The organism is Janthinobacterium sp. Bl 1 (assembly GCF_058215535.1).
Genome location: NZ_CM177086.1, coordinates 2,444,165 through 2,462,367, shown reverse-complemented (window position 1 = coordinate 2,462,367; position 18,203 = coordinate 2,444,165). Strand labels below are relative to the sequence as shown.

Annotated in this window: 15 protein-coding genes; 3 read left to right on the top strand and 12 right to left on the bottom strand. The window is 61.3% G+C overall.

Annotation, left to right across the window (positions count from 1 at the left end; translation table 11 throughout):
• Nucleotides 1–18: 18 nt before the first annotated feature.
• From AC4BCN_RS11175 to pstS, 10 genes are all read right to left on the bottom strand, one after another.
• Nucleotides 19–933: an NAD-dependent epimerase/dehydratase family protein gene (locus tag AC4BCN_RS11175; protein ID WP_490493307.1), complete on the bottom strand. Its 915-nt coding sequence runs from the start codon at nucleotides 931–933 to the stop codon at nucleotides 19–21.
• 93 nt (nucleotides 934–1,026) lie between these two features.
• The gene (locus AC4BCN_RS11170; protein WP_490493306.1) at nucleotides 1,027–2,973 is read right to left on the bottom strand and encodes a UvrD-helicase domain-containing protein; all 1,947 of its coding nucleotides are present in this window, start codon (nucleotides 2,971–2,973) and stop codon (nucleotides 1,027–1,029) included.
• A 35-nt stretch (nucleotides 2,974–3,008) separates the two neighbouring features.
• The gene (senA, locus tag AC4BCN_RS11165) at nucleotides 3,009–4,205 is read right to left on the bottom strand and encodes a selenoneine synthase SenA (RefSeq protein WP_490493305.1); all 1,197 of its coding nucleotides are present in this window, start codon (nucleotides 4,203–4,205) and stop codon (nucleotides 3,009–3,011) included.
• A 77-nt stretch (nucleotides 4,206–4,282) separates the two neighbouring features.
• Complete coding sequence (phoR, locus tag AC4BCN_RS11160; protein ID WP_128139852.1) at nucleotides 4,283–5,599, bottom strand: phosphate regulon sensor histidine kinase PhoR; 1,317 nt, start codon at nucleotides 5,597–5,599, stop codon at nucleotides 4,283–4,285.
• A gap of 11 nt (nucleotides 5,600–5,610) precedes the next feature.
• Nucleotides 5,611–6,300, bottom strand: coding sequence for a response regulator (locus tag AC4BCN_RS11155; protein ID WP_034755074.1), 690 nt, complete (start codon nucleotides 6,298–6,300; stop codon nucleotides 5,611–5,613).
• 5 nt (nucleotides 6,301–6,305) lie between these two features.
• Nucleotides 6,306–7,016, bottom strand: coding sequence for a phosphate signaling complex protein PhoU (gene phoU, locus AC4BCN_RS11150; protein ID WP_034755071.1), 711 nt, complete (start codon nucleotides 7,014–7,016; stop codon nucleotides 6,306–6,308).
• A gap of 42 nt (nucleotides 7,017–7,058) precedes the next feature.
• Complete coding sequence (pstB, locus tag AC4BCN_RS11145; protein WP_373631409.1) at nucleotides 7,059–7,841, bottom strand: phosphate ABC transporter ATP-binding protein PstB; 783 nt, start codon at nucleotides 7,839–7,841, stop codon at nucleotides 7,059–7,061.
• Nucleotides 7,842–7,879: 38 nt separating this feature from the next.
• Nucleotides 7,880–8,767 carry a phosphate ABC transporter permease PstA gene (pstA, locus tag AC4BCN_RS11140; RefSeq protein ID WP_139091291.1) on the bottom strand — a complete coding sequence of 296 codons (888 nt, stop codon included), beginning with the start codon at nucleotides 8,765–8,767 and terminating at the stop codon, nucleotides 7,880–7,882.
• The gene (pstC, locus tag AC4BCN_RS11135) at nucleotides 8,764–9,735 is read right to left on the bottom strand and encodes a phosphate ABC transporter permease subunit PstC (RefSeq protein WP_223278949.1); all 972 of its coding nucleotides are present in this window, start codon (nucleotides 9,733–9,735) and stop codon (nucleotides 8,764–8,766) included. The genes pstA and pstC overlap by 4 nt, the downstream gene beginning before the upstream one ends.
• A 209-nt stretch (nucleotides 9,736–9,944) precedes the next feature.
• On the bottom strand, nucleotides 9,945–10,994 hold the full coding sequence (gene pstS, locus AC4BCN_RS11130) for a phosphate ABC transporter substrate-binding protein PstS (protein ID WP_128139855.1): 1,050 nt from the start codon (nucleotides 10,992–10,994) through the stop codon (nucleotides 9,945–9,947).
• A gap of 271 nt (nucleotides 10,995–11,265) precedes the next feature.
• On the opposite strand from pstS, the gene ppk1 reads away from it, so the two are divergent.
• From ppk1 to AC4BCN_RS11115, 3 genes are all read left to right on the top strand, one after another.
• On the top strand, nucleotides 11,266–13,359 hold the full coding sequence (gene ppk1, locus AC4BCN_RS11125; protein ID WP_485879506.1) for a polyphosphate kinase 1: 2,094 nt from the start codon (nucleotides 11,266–11,268) through the stop codon (nucleotides 13,357–13,359).
• A 25-nt stretch (nucleotides 13,360–13,384) separates the two neighbouring features.
• Nucleotides 13,385–13,843, top strand: coding sequence for a phosphohistidine phosphatase SixA (gene sixA / locus AC4BCN_RS11120; protein ID WP_070304180.1), 459 nt, complete (start codon nucleotides 13,385–13,387; stop codon nucleotides 13,841–13,843).
• Nucleotides 13,844–14,041: 198 nt separating this feature from the next.
• A complete protein-coding gene (locus tag AC4BCN_RS11115; protein ID WP_256267160.1) occupies nucleotides 14,042–14,170 on the top strand; it encodes a hypothetical protein in 129 nt (42 codons plus the stop codon).
• A gap of 84 nt (nucleotides 14,171–14,254) precedes the next feature.
• On the opposite strand, the gene AC4BCN_RS11110 is transcribed toward AC4BCN_RS11115, so the two are convergent.
• Together AC4BCN_RS11110 and clpB are read right to left on the bottom strand one after the other, a co-directional pair.
• Nucleotides 14,255–15,376, bottom strand: coding sequence for a polyamine ABC transporter substrate-binding protein (locus tag AC4BCN_RS11110; RefSeq protein WP_034755057.1), 1,122 nt, complete (start codon nucleotides 15,374–15,376; stop codon nucleotides 14,255–14,257).
• Between the two features lie 170 nt (nucleotides 15,377–15,546).
• The gene (gene clpB / locus AC4BCN_RS11105; RefSeq protein WP_490493304.1) at nucleotides 15,547–18,153 is read right to left on the bottom strand and encodes an ATP-dependent chaperone ClpB; all 2,607 of its coding nucleotides are present in this window, start codon (nucleotides 18,151–18,153) and stop codon (nucleotides 15,547–15,549) included.
• Nucleotides 18,154–18,203 lie beyond the last annotated feature (50 nt).

Below are 18,203 nucleotides of genomic sequence, written 5' to 3'. Positions count from 1 at the left end.
CGGTTTTGCTGAGCGGCATCAACCGGCGACGGCGTGCTGCGGCTTGAGCATATCGTTCTCGATCCATGCCAGCACGGACGGACCCTGCGGCTGCCAGCCCAGCAACTTGCGTGCCCGCTCGCCGCGCACGCGGCTGTTGGAGCCGAGGCCGTACGACGCCATCTCGTAGCCCCATTCGGCAATGGCTTCCGGCAGCGGCCAGTCCTGTGCGGAACCCAGGTCCAGTGCCTGGGCGATGGCGGCCGTCATGTCGCGGAAAACCGCTTCGCCCGATTCGACGAAGTAAAAGGTCCCGGCGGGCGACTTTTCCAGCGCCAGCAGATACAGGCTGACGACATCGTCGATATGCACGTTGGACCAGATGTTACGGCCCGGCCCCACGTGGCGCACGATGCCGCTCTTGCGCGCCTGTTTCAACAAGCGGGGCAATTGCACGCTGTCGCGCGGCAAGGCGCCGTGGCCGTAGATCAGGGTGTTGCACAGCACGCTCGCGCGCACGCCCTGGCTTGCGCTGGCCAGCACCAGGTCATCGATGGCGACCCGGGCCGCCTTGTCGGCCGTCGGTGCCGGCAGCTTGTCTTCAAAGTAAATCTGTTCCGTGCCCTCGCCGCCCGACGCGTCGCCCACGATGGACGAGCCGCTCGTGTGCAGAAACACCTTGTTGGTGCCGGCCAGCGCTTCAAGGATCGCTTCGACGGCGCCGCGGTGGTCGCTGCTGGCCGCATTGATGACGGCGTCCGCCGCCTTCGCCTGCTCGATGATGAGCTCGCGGTCGTTCAAATCGCCGTGCACGCCCAACACGCCGATGGTGGCCAGCTCGGCCACCTGCTCCGGCTTGCGCACGAGCCCCGTCACCTGATGGCCGGCCCGCACGAGGCCCGCCGCGATGGAACTGCCGATGAAACCTGCCGCGCCTGTCAAGAAAATCTTCATGCTCTACTCCTGTCTGGTTAGATTGCTGTCAATCACACCAGTCCAGTATGCCCGCTTTCGTCTTTCGCAAAAAGCGGCCATGCGGCAAAAGATCTATGACTTCGGCGCAACAATCTTCTGTTTCAGCTGCAGGGCGGCGATGTAGCGGCTTTGGTAGGCGGGGTCTTCCGGCGTGAGCAAGGTCAGCCTGTCGCGCGCGCGCGTGGCGGCCACGTAGAAACGGTTTTCTTCTTCCAGCGGGTCGGTCTTGCTACGCGGGAATTCATCGACGGCCAGGTAAGGCAAGATCACGTGGTTGTATTCGAGGCCCTTGATCTGGTCGATGCAGGCGATGAGCAGTTTGGCCTTGCCGGTCGAGACCGTCACGGCCTCTTCCATCTCGCCCAGCCAGCCCGCAAAGCCGCCCAGCGCCACGCCCGCTTCGCTGCACACGGCGATAAAACCATGCAGGGACCGGGCCACGACCCGCGCCTGCGCCGGGTCGACGTAGATGCGGCGCGCCGTCTGTTCCAGCTGCATCAGACCAAAGATGTGCCGCAGCGCGTCGCCCGCCAGCGCATCGGGAGGCAGCGCGCGCAGGTAATCGACGGCGGCCAGGGTCAGCGCCGCCTTGTCCTGGTTCTGCGACTTGGCCAGCTGGTTCGTCAAGAAGCCTTCCAGCAAGTCCGGATAATTGGCCACGTCGGCCTTGGCTTGCTGCAGCTCCGCGCGCGTAAAAGGAATTTCCGCGAACGCCACCAGGGCTTCGAGGATCTCGCCGCGGCGCGGGCCGCTCTTGATCGCATGCAAGTCCTTGCGGGCGATGGCGACAATGCCGCGCAGCATCAGCACTTCCAGGCTCAGCAGATAGCTGTTCATGTCCACCAGGCCATATGCAATGCCGCTCTGGAACAGCGCCGTTTCCACGCGGATAGCCTGGTCGCGGTCGCGCAGCAAGATGGCCGTCGTGCCCGCATGCGCATGTTCGAGCGCGGCGATCAGCTGGGCGCTGCACGCCTGCGGCTGCGCGTGGTCGTACTCGAGCAGCTCGATGTGGGTGGCGCGCGTGAGAGCCGACACGCTGGCCTTGTTTTTCAGCACGCCCACGGCCTGCGCCAGCTGCGGGCCGTAGCGGTAGGATGCCGTCAGCGGCAAGCGCTGCAAGGTGGGAAATTCCTGCTCAAAGCGCTGGCGCAGGAAGCGGTGGTCGGCGCCCGACCACGTGTAGATCACTTGATCCTTGTCGCCGGCGCCGCAGAAAAACGCGTTGCCGCGGCGTATCAGCATGGTCAGCAGACGGAACGATGCTTCATTCAAATCGTGCAATTCATCTGCCACGATGATCTGGAAGGCCGGCAATTGCTGGCGCAGCGGCTCGTCGCCGTCGAGCATGCGCACGAGGTCGTAGGTGGCATCGAACGGCGCGCGGAACTGGATATCGCCCGTGTCGGCGCCGCGCAAGCCTTCGTATTCGCGCAGCCACAGATAATGCGTGCGCGACATGCCCAGCATTTCCAGGTTGTCGTCCAGGGAGTTGCTTTCGAAATCAGGATTCTGGAAATCCAGACGCGCCTTGGTGCGCAGTTGCAATTTCAAAAACTCGGCAATGGCCCCGTTCGTCGTGTTGATTTCCAGCGGATAGCGGTGAGCATACTTTTCCGACACGACTTCCAGCGCTTCCCAGGCAACCGGGCGCAGCTCTTCATCGCTGCGCATGGCTGCCACCTGCATGTTTTCCAGCTGCAGCAGCACCTTGGCGGCAAAGGCGTCGAAGGTATCGATGGTCAGACGCTTGACGACGCCGAGCGGCACGCCCACTTCCAGCAGGCGCTGGCGCAGGGCCACACGCGCCGCTTCCGTGAAGACGAGGGCCAGCATGCGTTCGGGCGCGCGGCCCCGGTGCAAGGCTTCGGCCAGACGCAGGGCCAGGGTCGTCGTCTTGGCCGCGCCGGCATTGGCGTCGATCAACACCACTTTCTTTTGCGCCGTCTGGATGGCCACCTGTTCCGGCGTGGGCGTGATGCGTTTGGGAATGAACTGCGGGGCGTTATCTGTACTCAAGGGTATTCCTGAAATGATGTCTGTTCTCGGCGCCGCTACCAGGCGCAGGTGCGCAGGCCGGCAAAGATGTCGCCCCGTTCGGGCGCATGGAAGGCGCGCATGCGGGCCGAATGCAGGCGTGGCGGCGTGGCGAAGGCGGCGCCGCGCAGCACCTGGTGCTGCATGAAATACGGCGCCGAATATTCGCGCCAGGCATCAGCCGCAAAGCCCGGATATGGTTCGAACGGCGTCGCCGTCCACTCCCACACCTGGCCCCAGTGGAAGCGCGGATGGCCGGACAGCGCAGCATACTCCCATTCCGCCTCGGTCGCCAGGCGGCGCCCCGCCCAGGCGCAGTACGCCTGCGCTTCATACAGGTTGATGTGGCGCACGGCTTCATTCGGCGGCAAGGTCGTGCGCTGGCCGAAACGCATGGTGCGCCACTGTGTTGCTTCGCGCAGCCAGTACAGGGGGGACGAGCGCTCCTGCTGCATCAGCCAGGCGCTGCCGGCCGCACTCCAGAACTGGCGGTTCTGGTAGCCGCCATCGGCGACAAAATCGGCAAACTGGGCGTTCGATACGGCGCAGGCATCGATGGAAAATGGCGGCACGTAGCAGGCATAAGGCGGCGATTCATTGTCGAAGGCAAATCCGGCCCCGCGCGGCGAGCCCAGCTCGATGGTGCCACCTGGAAAAGCGATCTCGCCCGCCCCCGGCGGCAAGGCCGGGCTGGCCGCCAGCGATTCCGGCGCTTCCAGGCCCAGCCATTGCAAACCGGCCAGCATTTCCTCGCCACACAAGTCTTCATGCGCCAAGGCCAGCCGGTACGGCGCCAGGGCGCTGTCGACATTGGCTTCGCGCGACAGTTTATCGAGCACCCGGTCGAGCACTTCACGGCAATACGTCTTCACGGCGCCCGGGCTGGGCAGTTCCAGCTTCCAGCGCACGCGGTGCTCCACCATATTGGCATCAAACAAATCGTCGCCGCGGGTCAGCAGCGAGTTATAAATGGCGTCGACCGGATGGCTGGAAGCGGCTTCGCGCAGGATGTACCACTCGGCAAACCAGGCGATGTGCGCAAGTTGCCACAAGGGCGGATTGAGGCGCGGATGACGGGGCATGCCTGCCACCACGTCCAGGCCGGCAGTAACGTAACAGTCGAACAGCGATAAAGTAGCATGGCGCGCAGCCTGCAGCGACTGGGCCAGTTGTTGCGCGCCGGCGTGGCGAAAAGAGGCGTTGATTAAAGTCATGGCCTGATTGTAACGACTTATGCCAATCTTGCACCAGTCGCCGGGGAAACAGGGGGAAACTGGTCCCCCTGCGGCGCTTACTTGACCAGCAATTCGCCCTGCAGCGGCGTGACGACGGACTTGGGCATGCTGACGATAAAGCTGCTGCCCTTGTCGGCCACGGACTGGATGGCCAGGGAACCGCCGTGGCGCAGCAGCACGTGCTTGACGATGGCCAGGCCCAGGCCCGTGCCCTGGGTTTCGCGCGAGCGGCTCTTGTCGACACGGTAGAAACGTTCCGTCAGGCGCGAAATATGCTCCTGGCTGATGCCGATGCCCGTATCTTGCGCGATGAATTGCGGTCCGGCCGGACCATCCTGCCAGCGCAGGGTGATGGTGCCGCCCGCCGGCGTGTAGCGCACGGCGTTCGACGCCAGATTGCCGAAGGCGCTGTACAGCTCGTCGTAACTGCCCAGCACGTCGGGACCGTCGCATTCCATGGTCACTTCATGCTTGCCGGCTGACAAGCCCTTGGCATCGCGCAAGACTTGCTGCATCAGTTTCTTGATATCCACGGGCTCGGGGCGCAGCGGGTAGTCGACCGATTCCAGGCGCGACAAGGTCAGCATGTCCTCGATCAGATGCTGCATGCGATGGCCCTGCTCCGTCATCAGCTTGAGGTGGGAGGCGCGCGTGGTGGCGTCCAGATCCAGCTCGGCGGAAGCGATTTCCAGGAAGCCGACGATGACGGTGAGCGGCGTGCGCAGTTCGTGCGAGGCGTTGGCGATGAAGTCGCGGCGCATCATTTCGATGCGTTCCGTCTCCGTCACGTCGTGCGTGACGAGGATCTGGCGGCGGTTCTCGAAGGGAATGATTTGCACGATCAGCTTGCGGTTGCGGAAGGTGATCGTCAGCGGCTGGTCGTAGCGGCCCAGGATGATGTAATCCATGAACTCGGGGCTGCGGATCAGGTTGGTCACGCGCATGCCCTTGTCGCGCTCGTGCGTGAGGCCCAGGTGTTTCTCGGCGGCCGGGTTGCACCATTCGAGGAACAGCACGTCGTCCATGATGACGACGCCGTCGGGCAGCAGGTGCATGGCCTGGCGGAAACGCGCCAGCCATTCCGTCAGCTCGGCCTGGTTTTTCTCGTCGTCGCGGCGCATGCGGTACAGGCGCGCGAAAATGCTGGTCCAGGCGCCCCAGCCGTCGGGCAGCTTGGCGCTTTGCGGATTGTCCAGCCAGTTACTCAGCTGGAACAGATACGACAGCTGCACGAACACCATCATGGCCATCAGCACGAAGGCGATGCCCAGCGCATACGTGGCGCCAAACAGATACCAGACGACGGCCACGCCCAGCAGCGCCAGCACCATGCGCAAGGCGGCCGGTACCCAGAACAGCAATTTCGGATTCATAGAGTCAAGCTTTACTTTTCAGACAACATGTAGCCGACGCTGCGCACCGTCTTGATCAGGCTTTCCGCCTCTTTCAAGGCTTTGCGCAAGCGCAATACGTGGACATCGACCGTGCGTTCCTCGATCACCACATGGTCGCCCCACACCTTGTCGAGCAGCTGGCTGCGCGAAAACACGCGCTCCGGATGGGCCAGCAGGAATTTCAGCAACTTGTATTCGGCGTGGCCGATATCGATCTTCTGTTCATCCATCATCACCGTGCAGCTGACGGGGTCCAGGGCCACGTTGCCGGCGCGCATAGGCGCCTGCGCGTGTTCCGGACTCTTGCGTCGCAAGAGAGCCTTGGCACGGGCCAGCAGTTCGCGCGGCGAGAACGGCTTGGTGACGTAATCGTCGGCCCCGCTGTTCAGGCCGGCCAGCTTGTCTTCTTCCATGCTCTTGGCGGTGAGCATGATGACGGGGATGGCGGCGAAATTGCGGTCGGCGCGGATGCGCGACAGCAGGCGCAAGCCTGTTTGATCCGGCAACATCCAGTCCAGCAGGATCAGGTGCGGCGTGCGGTGCTGGATGAATTCCCAGGCATCGGCGACGTTTTGTACGGAACAGCAATTCCAGCCGGATTCGCGCAGCGAATAGGTCACCAGTTCAACGATGGCCGGCTCATCTTCAACAATCAATACCGTGGTTTTATCAGATGCCATAAAGCTTACTCAGGGAGCTCCTCGGAAATGGCGGGAGCAGCCACCTTGGTGTGGCGGATGTCCTTGCCTTCAACCACGTAAATCACGTATTCGGCGATGTTTTTCGCATGGTCGCCGATCCGTTCGATGGCCTTGGCCACCCACAGGGTGTCGAGCGCCGCAGAGATCGTACGCGGGTCTTCCATCATAAAGGTAATCAGGTTGCGCATGATAGACCGAAACTCATGGTCGATGATGGCATCTTGTGCAATTAATTGTAATGCTTGTTTGCCATCGTTGCGCGCGAATGCGTCGAGCGCGTCGTGCAGCATGTCGGTGGCCGTGTTGGCAATGCCGCGCACCATCTCGTAGTGATTGACGACGCCGTTGCCGCGCTTGTGCAGATTCTTCGCCACGCGGGCGATTTTCGTCGCCTCGTCGCCTACGCGCTCGAGGTCCGTGATCACCTTGATGGTGGCCATGATGGTGCGCAAGTCGTTGGCGGCCGGCTGGCGGCGCACGATCAAGTGGCTGCACGCGTCGTCGAGCGACACTTCGAGCTGGTTGACGACGTCGTCTTCGCGCATCACGCGGTCGGCGCGCTCGGCATTGCCGATGCGGAAACACGTCATCGCGTCGAGGAACTGGGTTTCAACGATGCCGCCCATCAGGAGCACTTTCGAGCGGATCGCTTCGAGTTCGTTGTCGTATTGCTTGGATGAATGTTCGCCTATCATGCTGTCTCTCCGTATTCAGTTGTTGTGTATGCGCGGGGCGGATCAGCCGAAGCGGCCCGTGATGTAATCCTGCGTTTCCTTGCGGGCCGGATTCATGAAGATCTGGTCCGTTTCGCCGAATTCCACCAGCTCGCCCAAATACATATAGGCCGTATAGTCGGAGCAGCGCGCCGCCTGTTGCATATTGTGCGTCACGATGGCGATCGTGTAATCCTGTTTCAGTTCGCTGATCAGTTCTTCCACCTTCGAGGTCGAGATCGGGTCCAGCGCCGAGGTCGGCTCATCGAGCAGCAAGACGTCAGGCTTGACGGCCACGCCGCGCGCGATGCACAAACGCTGCTGCTGGCCGCCCGACAGCGACAGGCCGCTCTTGGTCAGCTTGTCCTTGACTTCGCCCCACAGCGCGGCCTTTTTCAGGGCCCACTCGACGCGCTCGTCCATCTCGCCCTTCGACAGGTCTTCATACAGGCGCACGCCGAAGGCGATGTTGTCGTAGACGGACATGGGGAACGGCGTCGGCTTCTGGAACACCATGCCGACCTTGGCGCGCAGCATGTTGACGTCCTGGTCCGCGTCGAGCACGTTGCGGCCGCGGTACAGGATCGAGCCTTCCGCGCGCTGGCCAGGGTACAGGTCGTACATGCGGTTCAGCGTGCGCAGCAGGGTCGACTTGCCGCAACCGGACGGGCCGATGAAGGCCGTGACCTTCTTCTCGTGGATGTCCAGGTTGACGTTATGCAAGCTTTGCGTTTTGCCGTAAAAAAAGTTCAGGCCCGAAATCTCGATGGTTTTTTTCTTTGGTGCCAGGTCTTGTGCTGGATTCATTTGCGTATTCATATGGGTTCGCTTCGCTCGGTATCTGTTTAATTAGGGACTTTTTGGCTGAACACGGTGCGCGACAGGATATTCAAGGCCAGCACGCTGAAGGTGATCAGCAGTGCGCCGCCCCAGGCCAGCGAGCGCCAGTTGTCGTACGGGCTCATCGCAAACGATGCGATGACGGACGGCAAGTTGGCCATCGGCGCATTCATGTTGAAGCTTTGGAACTGGTTATTCAGGGCCGTGAACAGCAGCGGCGCCGTTTCGCCGGCGATGCGGGCCAATGCCAGCAGTACGCCGGTGATCACGCCAGCCTTGACGGCGCGCAAGCGCACGAGGGTGGCGACTTTCCAGCGCGGCGCGCCGAGGGCAAACGCGGCTTCCAGCAGGCTGTTTGGTACCAGACGCAGCATATTGTCCGTCGTGCGCACAACCACGGGCACGGCGATCAGCGACAGCGCGATGGCGCCCGCGTAACCGGAGAAGTGTTTCACATGCGCCACGTACAGCGCATACACGAACAGGCCGATAACGATCGATGGCGCCGACAGCATGATGTCCGTGACGAAACGCGTCACTTGCGCCAGCTTGTTTTCTTCGCCGTATTCGGCCAGGTAGATGCCGGCCAGGATGCCGATCGGGGTGCTGACGACAGTCGCCAGGCCCACCATCAGGGCGCTGCCGACGATGGCATTGATCAAGCCGCCGCCTTCGCTGCCGGGAGCCGGCGTCGTTTGCGTGAACAGGTCGATGGACAAGGCGCCGAAACCCTTGATCACCAGGGTGAACAGAATCCACACGAGCACGGCCAGGCCCAGGGCCATGGCGGCCACCGACAGGGCGATGCCAACTCTGTGCATCAGCAAACGCTTGCGGTAGACGGGGTTCATGGCCGGCTTGGCCGGAACGTCGAGAGTGCTTACTTGGCTCATTTCGTGCCTTCCTTGCGGGACATGCCAGCCAGCATCAGCTTGGCGGCGGATAAGACGATAAAGGTGATGACGAACAGGATCAGGGCCAGCGAGAACAGCGAGGACACGTGCAGCGCCGATTGCGCTTCGCCGAATTCGTTCGCCAGCAAGGAGGTGATGCTGTTACCGGCGGCAAACAGCGACCACGACAGTTTATTCGCGTTGCCGATGACGAAGGTCACGGCCATGGTCTCGCCCAGCGCGCGGCCCAGGCCCAGCATGACGCCGCCAACGACGCCGGTCTTGGTGTATGGCAAGACGATCTTGCGCACCACTTCCCAGCGCGTGCAGCCCAGGCCGTAAGCGGATTCCTTCAGCACGGCAGGGACGATCTCGAACACGTCGCGCATCACGGAAGCGATGAAGGGAATGATCATGATGGCCAGCACCAGGCCGGCCGTCAGCAGGCCGATGCCCATCATGGGGCCGCTGAACAGCTGGCCGATGACGGGCACGTTGCCCAAGGTAGCTTTCAAGATAGGTTGGACGTGGTCGGCAAACAGGGGCGCGAACACGAACAGGCCCCAGATGCCGTAGATGATCGATGGCACGCCGGCCAGCAGCTCGACAGCCGTGCCCAGCGGGCGGCGCAGCCAGGCCGGGCAGATTTCCGTGAGGAACAGGGCGATGCCGAAGCTGACGGGAAAGGCGATCAGCAAGGCAATGATCGACGTCACCAGGGTGCCGATGATGGGGATCAGGGCGCCGTACTGGTCATTGACGGGGTCCCATTCCGCGGACACGATGAAATGCAGGCCGAAGGTCTTGAAGGCCGGTATCGATTCCATGATCAGCGAAATGATGATGCCGACCAGGACGATCAGCACCGACAGGGCGAACAGCATCGTCACCTTGTGGAACATGAAATCCTGGAAGCGCTGCTTGCGCATGGTGGAAAGCATTTGCGCGTGACTGATGGAATCGGTCATGGTGCCGCCTGGCATGGGGATCGTGGAGGAGGTAGATTGTGCGCTCATAGTGTGCCATATGGGTGGTACTGCAGGTACTGCTATTTTTATCGTGCTCTTTTAGCCGGGAACGCCTGCAAGGGCTTGCGGGCGGTCCTGGCTAACTCCCTGCCCCGCCGTGCTGCTGGCGGGGCAAGGATGTCAGGTACTTACATGGTCAAGCTATCGAATTAATAGATGGCTTTGCCCGATGCGTCTTTCAGATTGGCTTTCCACGATTCCTGCACCAGTTTCACGACCGATGCCGGCATAGGCACGTAGTCCAGTTCAACGGCAGCGGCGCCACCGTTTTTGTAGGCCCAGTCGAAGAATTTCAGGACTTCTTTGGCCTTGGCTGCGTCAGCCTGGACTTTGTGCATCAGGATGAACGACACGCCGGTGATAGGCCAGCTGTTCTTGCCAGCCTGGTCGGTCAGGACCACGCCGAAGCCTGGGGTTTGCGTCCAAGGTGCCGAAGCGGCTGCTGCCTTGAAGTTTTCGTCGTCAGGCTGCAGGAAGTTGCCGTCCTTGTTTTGCAGCTGGGTGTGCGACATCTTGTTTTTCTTGGCGTAAGCCCACTCGACGTAGCCGATCGAACCCTTGATACGCTGCACGTTGGCGGCGACGCCTTCGTTACCCTTGCCGCCCACGCCCACGGCCCATTTCACAGCCGAGCCAGCGCCGATTTTCGATTTGAATTCCGGGTTGGTTTTCGACAGGAAGTCGGTGAACAGGAACGAGGTGCCCGAACCGTCGGCGCGGTGCACCACGGTGATTTCCGAGTCAGGCAGCTTGACGCCACTGTTCAGTGCGGCGATTTCAGGCGCGCTCCACTTGGTGATCTTGCCCAGGTAGATGTCGGCAACGACTTTACCCGTCATTTTCAGCTGGCCTGGGGCTACGCCGTCCAGGTTGACGATGGTGACCACGCCGCCCATGATGGCCGGGAACTGCATCAGGCCCGCTTCTTCCAGCTCTTCCGCCTTCAAAGGCATGTCCGAAGCGCCGAATTCAACAGTCTTGGCCTTGATTTGCTTGATGCCAGCGCCGGAACCGACGGACTGGTAGTTCAGGCCATTGCCCGTGTTGGCTTTGTACGTCTCGGCCCATTTGGCGTAGATCGGGTACGGGAAGGTTGCACCAGCACCTGTCATATCTGCCGCCATGACGGAAGCGGAAGAAAATGCCATCGCTGCCGAAGCACCCACGACGATAAATTTGAACATTTGCTTCATTTGCATATCAAGTCCTCAGGGTTGTTGGGGCTCAAAGTCCCGGTTGAATGCTGCGCAGTCTAGCAAGCGAATATGACAGCTTTATGACATGGGTAAAAAATCCTGAAATAATTGCCTACGCCCCGGGAATTGCCATTTTCGGCGCGAAAAATGACAGCGCGGGCGACGCTTTATGACAGCTTATGTCACGCTTACGTCATATTTCATGATTACACTCACAACGCGTCATACATGATGAAATACGGCTAGAATTAACTATCTGCAAAGACAAAAGAATATGAAACCTGAACTGCACACGGAAGTGACCAAATCGGGCATCCTGCTTGACCGCGAGCTGTCGCAACTGACTTTTAACCGGCGCGTGATGGCCCAGGCGGAAGACCCGAACATTCCGCTGCTCGAGCGCCTGCGCTACCTGTGCATCGTCAGCAGCAATATGGATGAGTTCTTCGAAGTGCGCGTGGCCAGCCTCCTGGCGGCCGGCAGCATCGGCGGTTCGCTGGCCGGCCACCCTGCCCTGGCGGCCAATCTGGAGCGTATCGGCAAGGAATGCCATGCGCTGGTGGAACGCCAGTACGAGATATTAAATAGCGAGGTCTTGCCGGCCCTGCGCGAAGCGGGCGTGCATTTGCTGCGCGACAGCGACCGCAACGAGGCGCAGCGCGCGTGGGTCAAGCAGTATTTCGACCGCGAAGTACGCCCCCTGCTGACGCCCATCGGCCTCGACCCGGCCCACCCGTTCCCGCAGGTAGTCAATAAAAGCCTCAATTTCATCGTCTCGCTGAGCGGCAAGGATGCGTTCGGGCGCGGCACGGCGATCGCCATCGTCAAGGCGCCACGCGTCTTGCCGCGTGTCATCAAGCTGCCGGACGACATTTCCGGCGATGGCGTGTCCTTCTGTTTATTGTCGTCCGTCATCCATGCGCACATTTCCGACCTGTTCGCCGGGCGCGAAGTGATTGCCTATTCGCAATTCCGCGTCACGCGCGACAGCGACCTGTGGGTGGACGAGGACGAAGTCAAGAATCTGCGCCAGGCCCTGAAAGGCGAGCTGGTCGGCCGCCAGTTCGGCACTTCCGTACGCCTGGAAGTGGCGCGCAATTGCCCGCCAGAATTGTCGCAATTCCTGCTCGACCAGTTCAGCCTGGATCAAAGCCGGCTGTACCGTGTCAACGGCCCCGTCAATCTGGTGCGCCTGTCGGAAATGATCGACCACGTCAAGCAGCCCGAGCTGCGCTTCCCGCCGTTCTTCCCCGGCCTCGCACACAAAGCCATCGGCAACGACATCTTTGCCGCGCTGAGCAAGCACGACATCCTGCTGCACCACCCGTACCAGTCGTTCCAGACGGTGATCGACTTCATCCGCAGCGCCGCCTACGATCCGTCCGTCGTCGCCATCAAGCAGACGATCTACCGCACGGGCATGAACTCGGACTTGATGGAGTCGCTGATCACGGCGGCGAAGATGGGCAAGGAAGTAACCGTCATCGTGGAATTGATGGCGCGTTTCGACGAAGAAGCCAATATCAACTGGGCGGACAAGCTGGAACAGGCGGGCGCACAGGTCGTGTACGGCGTCGTGGGATTGAAAACCCACGCCAAGGTAGCGCTCGTCATCCGCCGCGAAGAAGGCGCGCTGCGCTTCTATGCCCACTTGGGTACCGGCAACTATCACCCGACGACCACCAAGCTCTACACGGACTTCGGTTTGCTGACGGCCAACCAGGACCTGGCCGTCGAAGTCAATGAAGTCTTCATCCACCTGACGAGCCTGACCAAGCCGCACAACCTGAACCACTTGTGGCTGGCGCCGTTCGGCCTGCAAAGCGAGATCATCAAGGCCATCCGCAACGAGGCGAAGATCGCCCGTTCGGGCCGGCGCGGGCGCATCATCGTGAAAGTCAACGCGCTGGTCGATGAATCCGTGATCCGCGCCCTGTATGCAGCCTCGACCGATGGCGTGAAGATCGACCTGATCGTGCGCGGCGCCTGCACCCTGAAGCCGGGCGTGCCTGGCCTGTCGGAAAACATCAAGGTGCGCTCCGTGATCGGCCGCTTCCTCGAACACAGCCGCATCTATTACTTCCGCAACGACCTGGCGCACGATGTCTACCTGGCCAGCGCCGACTGGATGAGCCGCAACCTGTTCCGCCGTGTGGAAGTGGCGTTCCCCGTGCTTGACCGGGCGCTGAAACGGCGCGTGATCGCCGAGGGCTTGAATCCGTATTTGAAGGATAATACAAATGCATGGGAACTGGAGCCGACCGGCCATTACGCGCGCCGCAAGCCGCGCGGCAAGCAAACGCCGTTCAGCGCCCAGCAATACCTGATGCACACACTGGGCACGCCGGGCGCGGAGGTCGGCGAATAGGCAATTCTACACAGAGGAGTACAGCATGGATCTCATCTTGTGGCGACACGCAGAAGCCGAGCCGGGCGTCCCCGACCTCGAACGCGCCCTGACCGTCAAAGGCCAGAAACAGGCGCGCCGCATGGGGGAATGGCTGGCCTCGCAACTACCGGAAAATTGCCGCATCCTCGTCAGCCCCGCCCTGCGCACCCTGCAAACGGCGGAAGCGCTGGGGCGCAAGTTCAAGCTGATGCCGGAACTGGCGCCCGGCGCCGAGGCGGAAGACATCCTGAAGGCGGCCAACTGGCCCGGCGGCAAGGAAACCGTGCTCATCGTCGGCCACCAGCCGACCCTGGGCCAGGCCGCCGCCCTGCTGCTGACGGGCGAGGAACAGGAATGGGAAATGCGCAAGGCCAGCGCCTGGTGGTTTTCACAGCGCGAGCCAGGCGACCCCGTCAGCGTTTATTTGAAAGCCGTGATGGCGCATGATCTGGTGGTGAAGTAAGGGTCGTGAAATAAGGGGGCGATGCGGGGAAATGCGCAAAAAGTGCGCTGGGACAAATACTAGTGGCGTTCGCAACTCAGCAGCCTTGTAAAGCGCTGCCGATCTGCTAGAGTTTAATTGCATCAACTACGTGCAAGAGCCCTGCTCCCGCACATTGAGCAACCCAGCGGACAGCCGTCCAACGGCGGCTGAAAGACCATGTTAATCACCTTCCTCGTTTTTCTCTTCATCGCCATCTTCGCCGCCATCATCGGCTTTGTCGCCTTTGAACTGGTCGAAGAAATGCGCGGCAGCCACCATAAGCTGATGGACCGCTATCACGAGTAGCGCTCACCCCGGCACTATCGCATGGCGCCAGCGACGGCCAAACAGGCCCGTCCCTCGCGCCATCATCGTTTTTAGACTCCCGTCTTACACTCCCGTTTTGAACTTCGTATAGATGCGCGTCATCAGCCGGCGGATATCGGCCGTGGTCGCTTCCGGCGCAGCCATGCGCTGCTTGTCCGCGTCCGACAGGAAGATGGCCTTGTTCTCGCCGATGTCCTTGCGCACATATTTGATGCTGGCCAGATTCGGGTTCGCATAAAACACCTTGTTGCTCAGGCTGGCATGCACTTGCGGGCGCAAAATGTAGTTGATGAACAGGTGTGCATTGTTCGGGTGCGGTGCGTCGGCCGGGATGGCCATGGTGTCGAACATCAGCGCGGCCGTCTTCGGCACCAGCACCTGGATCACATTGCCGTTCTTCGCATCGATGGCGCGCTGGCGCGCGATATTGATGTCGCCGGACCAGCCCAGCGCCACGCAGACGGAGCCGTTGGCCATGTCATTGATGTAGCCTGAGGAGCTGAACAGAGTCACGTAGGGACGGATCGCCTGCAGCACCTTGCCCGCTTCCTGGTAATCGGCGGCCGTTTTCGAGTAGGCGGGCTTGCCCAGATATTGCAGTGCGGCCGGCAGCACTTCCGACGGCGAGTCGAGGAAGGACACGCCGCACGATTTCAGCTTGGCTGCATATTTCGGGTCGAAGATCAGTTCCCAGGCGTTGTCGGGCATGGGCATGCCACCCAGCGCGGCCTTGACCTTGTTGACGTTGATACCCACCGTCGTGTAGCCCCACAGCCAGTCGACCAGGTAATCGTTGTTCGGGTCGATCTTCGACAGCTTGGCCTGCAGGTTCGGGTCGAGGTTGCCCAGGTTCGTCAGCTTGCTCTTGTCGAGTTTTCGCAGCAGGCCCGCATCGATCTGCAGGCGCGCCCACTGGGCCGTCGGCACGACGATGTCGTAGCCGGACTTGCCCGCCACCAGTTTCGCATTGAGGATTTCGTTGTTGTCGAAAACGTCGTAGCGCACCTTGATGCCCGTTTCCTTCTCAAAATTCTTGATCGTATCGTCGCCGATATAGTCCGACCAGTTATAGATATTCAGGACTTTCTCTTCCTGAGCCTGAGCGTGCGCAGGCAAGGCCAGTACGGCCGCCGCCAAGGCCAATCCCACTCCAATGCGCCGCCCTGCTTGCCATGTGTTTGCCATCGTACCGCCTCCGGAATTAGTCAGAAAATAGTGACGATGATAGCAAGAAGGGCGCGATCAGGTCTAGCCTGATCGCGCCCTGCTTTCACCGCTGGGGTCAGACCCCCAACACCGCCAACGCAAAATTCAGCGCTAACAATGACGAGGGTCTGACCCCGGCCTTTGCCCCATTACACCTTGTCCAGCCCCACCTGCGCGCCCGTAAACACCAGGCTGCCGTTCTGGGCGTCGATGCGGATCTCGTCTTTCGGGCCGAACTTGCCTTCCAGGATCAGCTTCGACAGCGGATTTTCGATCTGCTGCTGGATCGCCCGTTTCAGCGGACGAGCGCCATACACCGGGTCGTAGCCCGCTTCGGCGATTTGCTGCAAGGCCGCGTCGGTCAGGCTCAGCTGCATGTCCATGCGCGCCAGGCGTTCTTCGAGAATCTTCAGCTGGATCTTCGCGATCGCGCCGATGTTTTTCTCGTCGAGGCCGTGGAACACGACGATTTCGTCGATACGGTTGACGAACTCGGGACGGAAGTGCGAGCGTACCTCGGCCATCACGGCCAGCTTCACGACACCGGGATCATCGCTTTCCATGGCCTGGATTTTATGCGAACCCAGGTTCGAGGTCATGATGATGACGGTATTCTTGAAGTCTACCGTACGGCCCTGGCCATCCGTCATGCGTCCATCGTCGAGCACTTGCAGCAGCACGTTGAAGACGTCGGCATGCGCCTTTTCCACTTCGTCGAGCAGGATCACGCTGTACGGCTTGCGGCGCACGGCTTCCGTCAGGTAACCGCCCTCGTCGTAGCCCACGTAGCCCGGTGGCGCACCGATCAGGCGGGCGACCGAATGCTTCTCCATGAACTCGCTCATGTCGATGCGGATCATCGATTCTTCCGTATCGAACAGGAAGGTGGCCAGCGCCTTGCTCAATTCCGTCTTGCCGACGCCCGTCGGTCCCAGGAACATGAACGAGCCATACGGACGGTTCGGATCGCTCAAGCCGGCGCGCGAGCGGCGGATGGCGTCAGCCACGGCCGTGATCGCTTCATCCTGGCCCACGACGCGCTCATGCAGCTTCTCTTCGATGTGCAGCAGCTTGTCGCGTTCGCCCTGCATCATGCGCGACACGGGTATGCCCGTCGCGCGCGACACCACTTCGGCGATTTCCTCGGCGCCCACTTCCGTGCGCAGCAGCTTCGGCTGGTCGGGATCGAGTTTCGGGATGCCGCTGTCAGCCTGCTTGAGCTGGGCTTCCAGCTGCGGCAGCTTGCCATACTGCAGCTCCGACACTTTCTGCCAGTTGCTCTCGCGCGTGGCCTGCTCCATCTGCAGCCTGACGTTCTCGATCTCTTCCTTGATGTGCGTGCTACCCTGCACCACGGCTTTTTCCGCCTTCAGGATTTCCTCGAAGTCATTGTATTCGCGCTGCAGCTTGACGATCTCTTCCTCGATCAGGCCCAGGCGGCGCAACGACGCTTCGTCCTTTTCCTTCTTGACGGCTTCGCGCTCGATCTTCAGCTGGATCAAGCGGCGTTCCAGCTTGTCCATCACTTCCGGCTTCGAATCGATCTCGATCTTGATCTTCGCCGCCGCTTCATCGATCAGGTCGATCGCCTTGTCGGGCAGGAAACGGTCGGTGATGTAGCGGTGCGACAACTCGGCAGCGGCGATGATGGCCGCGTCCGTGATCTCCACCTTGTGGTGCAGCGCGTATTTATCTTGCAAGCCGCGCAGGATGGCGATCGTCGCTTCCACGGTCGGCTCGTCGACGAGCACTTTCTGGAAGCGGCGTTCCAGCGCGGCATCCTTCTCGATGTACTTGCGGTACTCGTCCAAGGTGGTGGCGCCCACGCAGTGCAACTCGCCGCGCGCCAGCGCCGGCTTGAGCATATTGCCCGCGTCCATCGCGCCTTCGGCCTTGCCCGCGCCCACCATGGTGTGCATCTCGTCGATGAAGACGATGGTTTGCCCTTCATCCATGGCCAGTTCCTTCAGCACGGATTTCAGGCGTTCCTCGAATTCGCCGCGGAATTTCGCGCCGGCCAGCAAGGCGGCCATGTCCAGCGACAGTACGCGCTTGCCTTTCAGGGACTCGGGTACTTCGCCATTGACGATGCGCTGCGCCAGGCCTTCGACGATGGCCGTCTTGCCCACGCCCGGTTCACCGATCAGCACGGGATTGTTCTTGCTGCGGCGCTGCAGGATCTGGATGGTGCGGCGGATTTCATCGTCGCGGCCGATGACAGGGTCGAGCTTGCCCTTGCGCGCCCGCTCCGTCAGGTCCAGCGTATATTTTTTCAAGGCTTCGCGCTGGCCTTCCGCCTCTTGCGAGTCGACCTTGTTGCCGCCACGCACGGCGTCGATGGCCGCTTCCAGTGCCTTGCGGGTCAGGCCGTTTTCGCGCGCCAGCTTGCCGCAGTCGGACTTGTCGTCCGTCATCGCCAGCAAGACCATTTCGCTGGAGACGAACTGGTCGCCCGCCTTTTGCGATTCCTTGTCGGCCAGGTTCAGCAAGGCGACGAATTCGCGGCTGACCTGCACGTCGCCGCCCGTGCCCGATACCTTGGGCAAGCGTTCAATCGAGGCGCCCAGGGCCTTGGACAGGCCGCCCACGTTGACGCCGGCCCGCTGCAACAGCGAGCGGGCGCCGCCGTCGTCCTGGTTCAACAGGGCCGTCAGCAAATGGACTGGTTCGATATAAGGGTTGTCGTTGCCCACGGCCAAGCTTTGCGCATCGGCCAGGGCTTCCTGTAATTTGGTAGTGAGTTTGTCTTGTCGCATGAAAAGCGCTCCCGGTTAATTAGTTGTTAACCAAATTGGGGTGAGAGAGT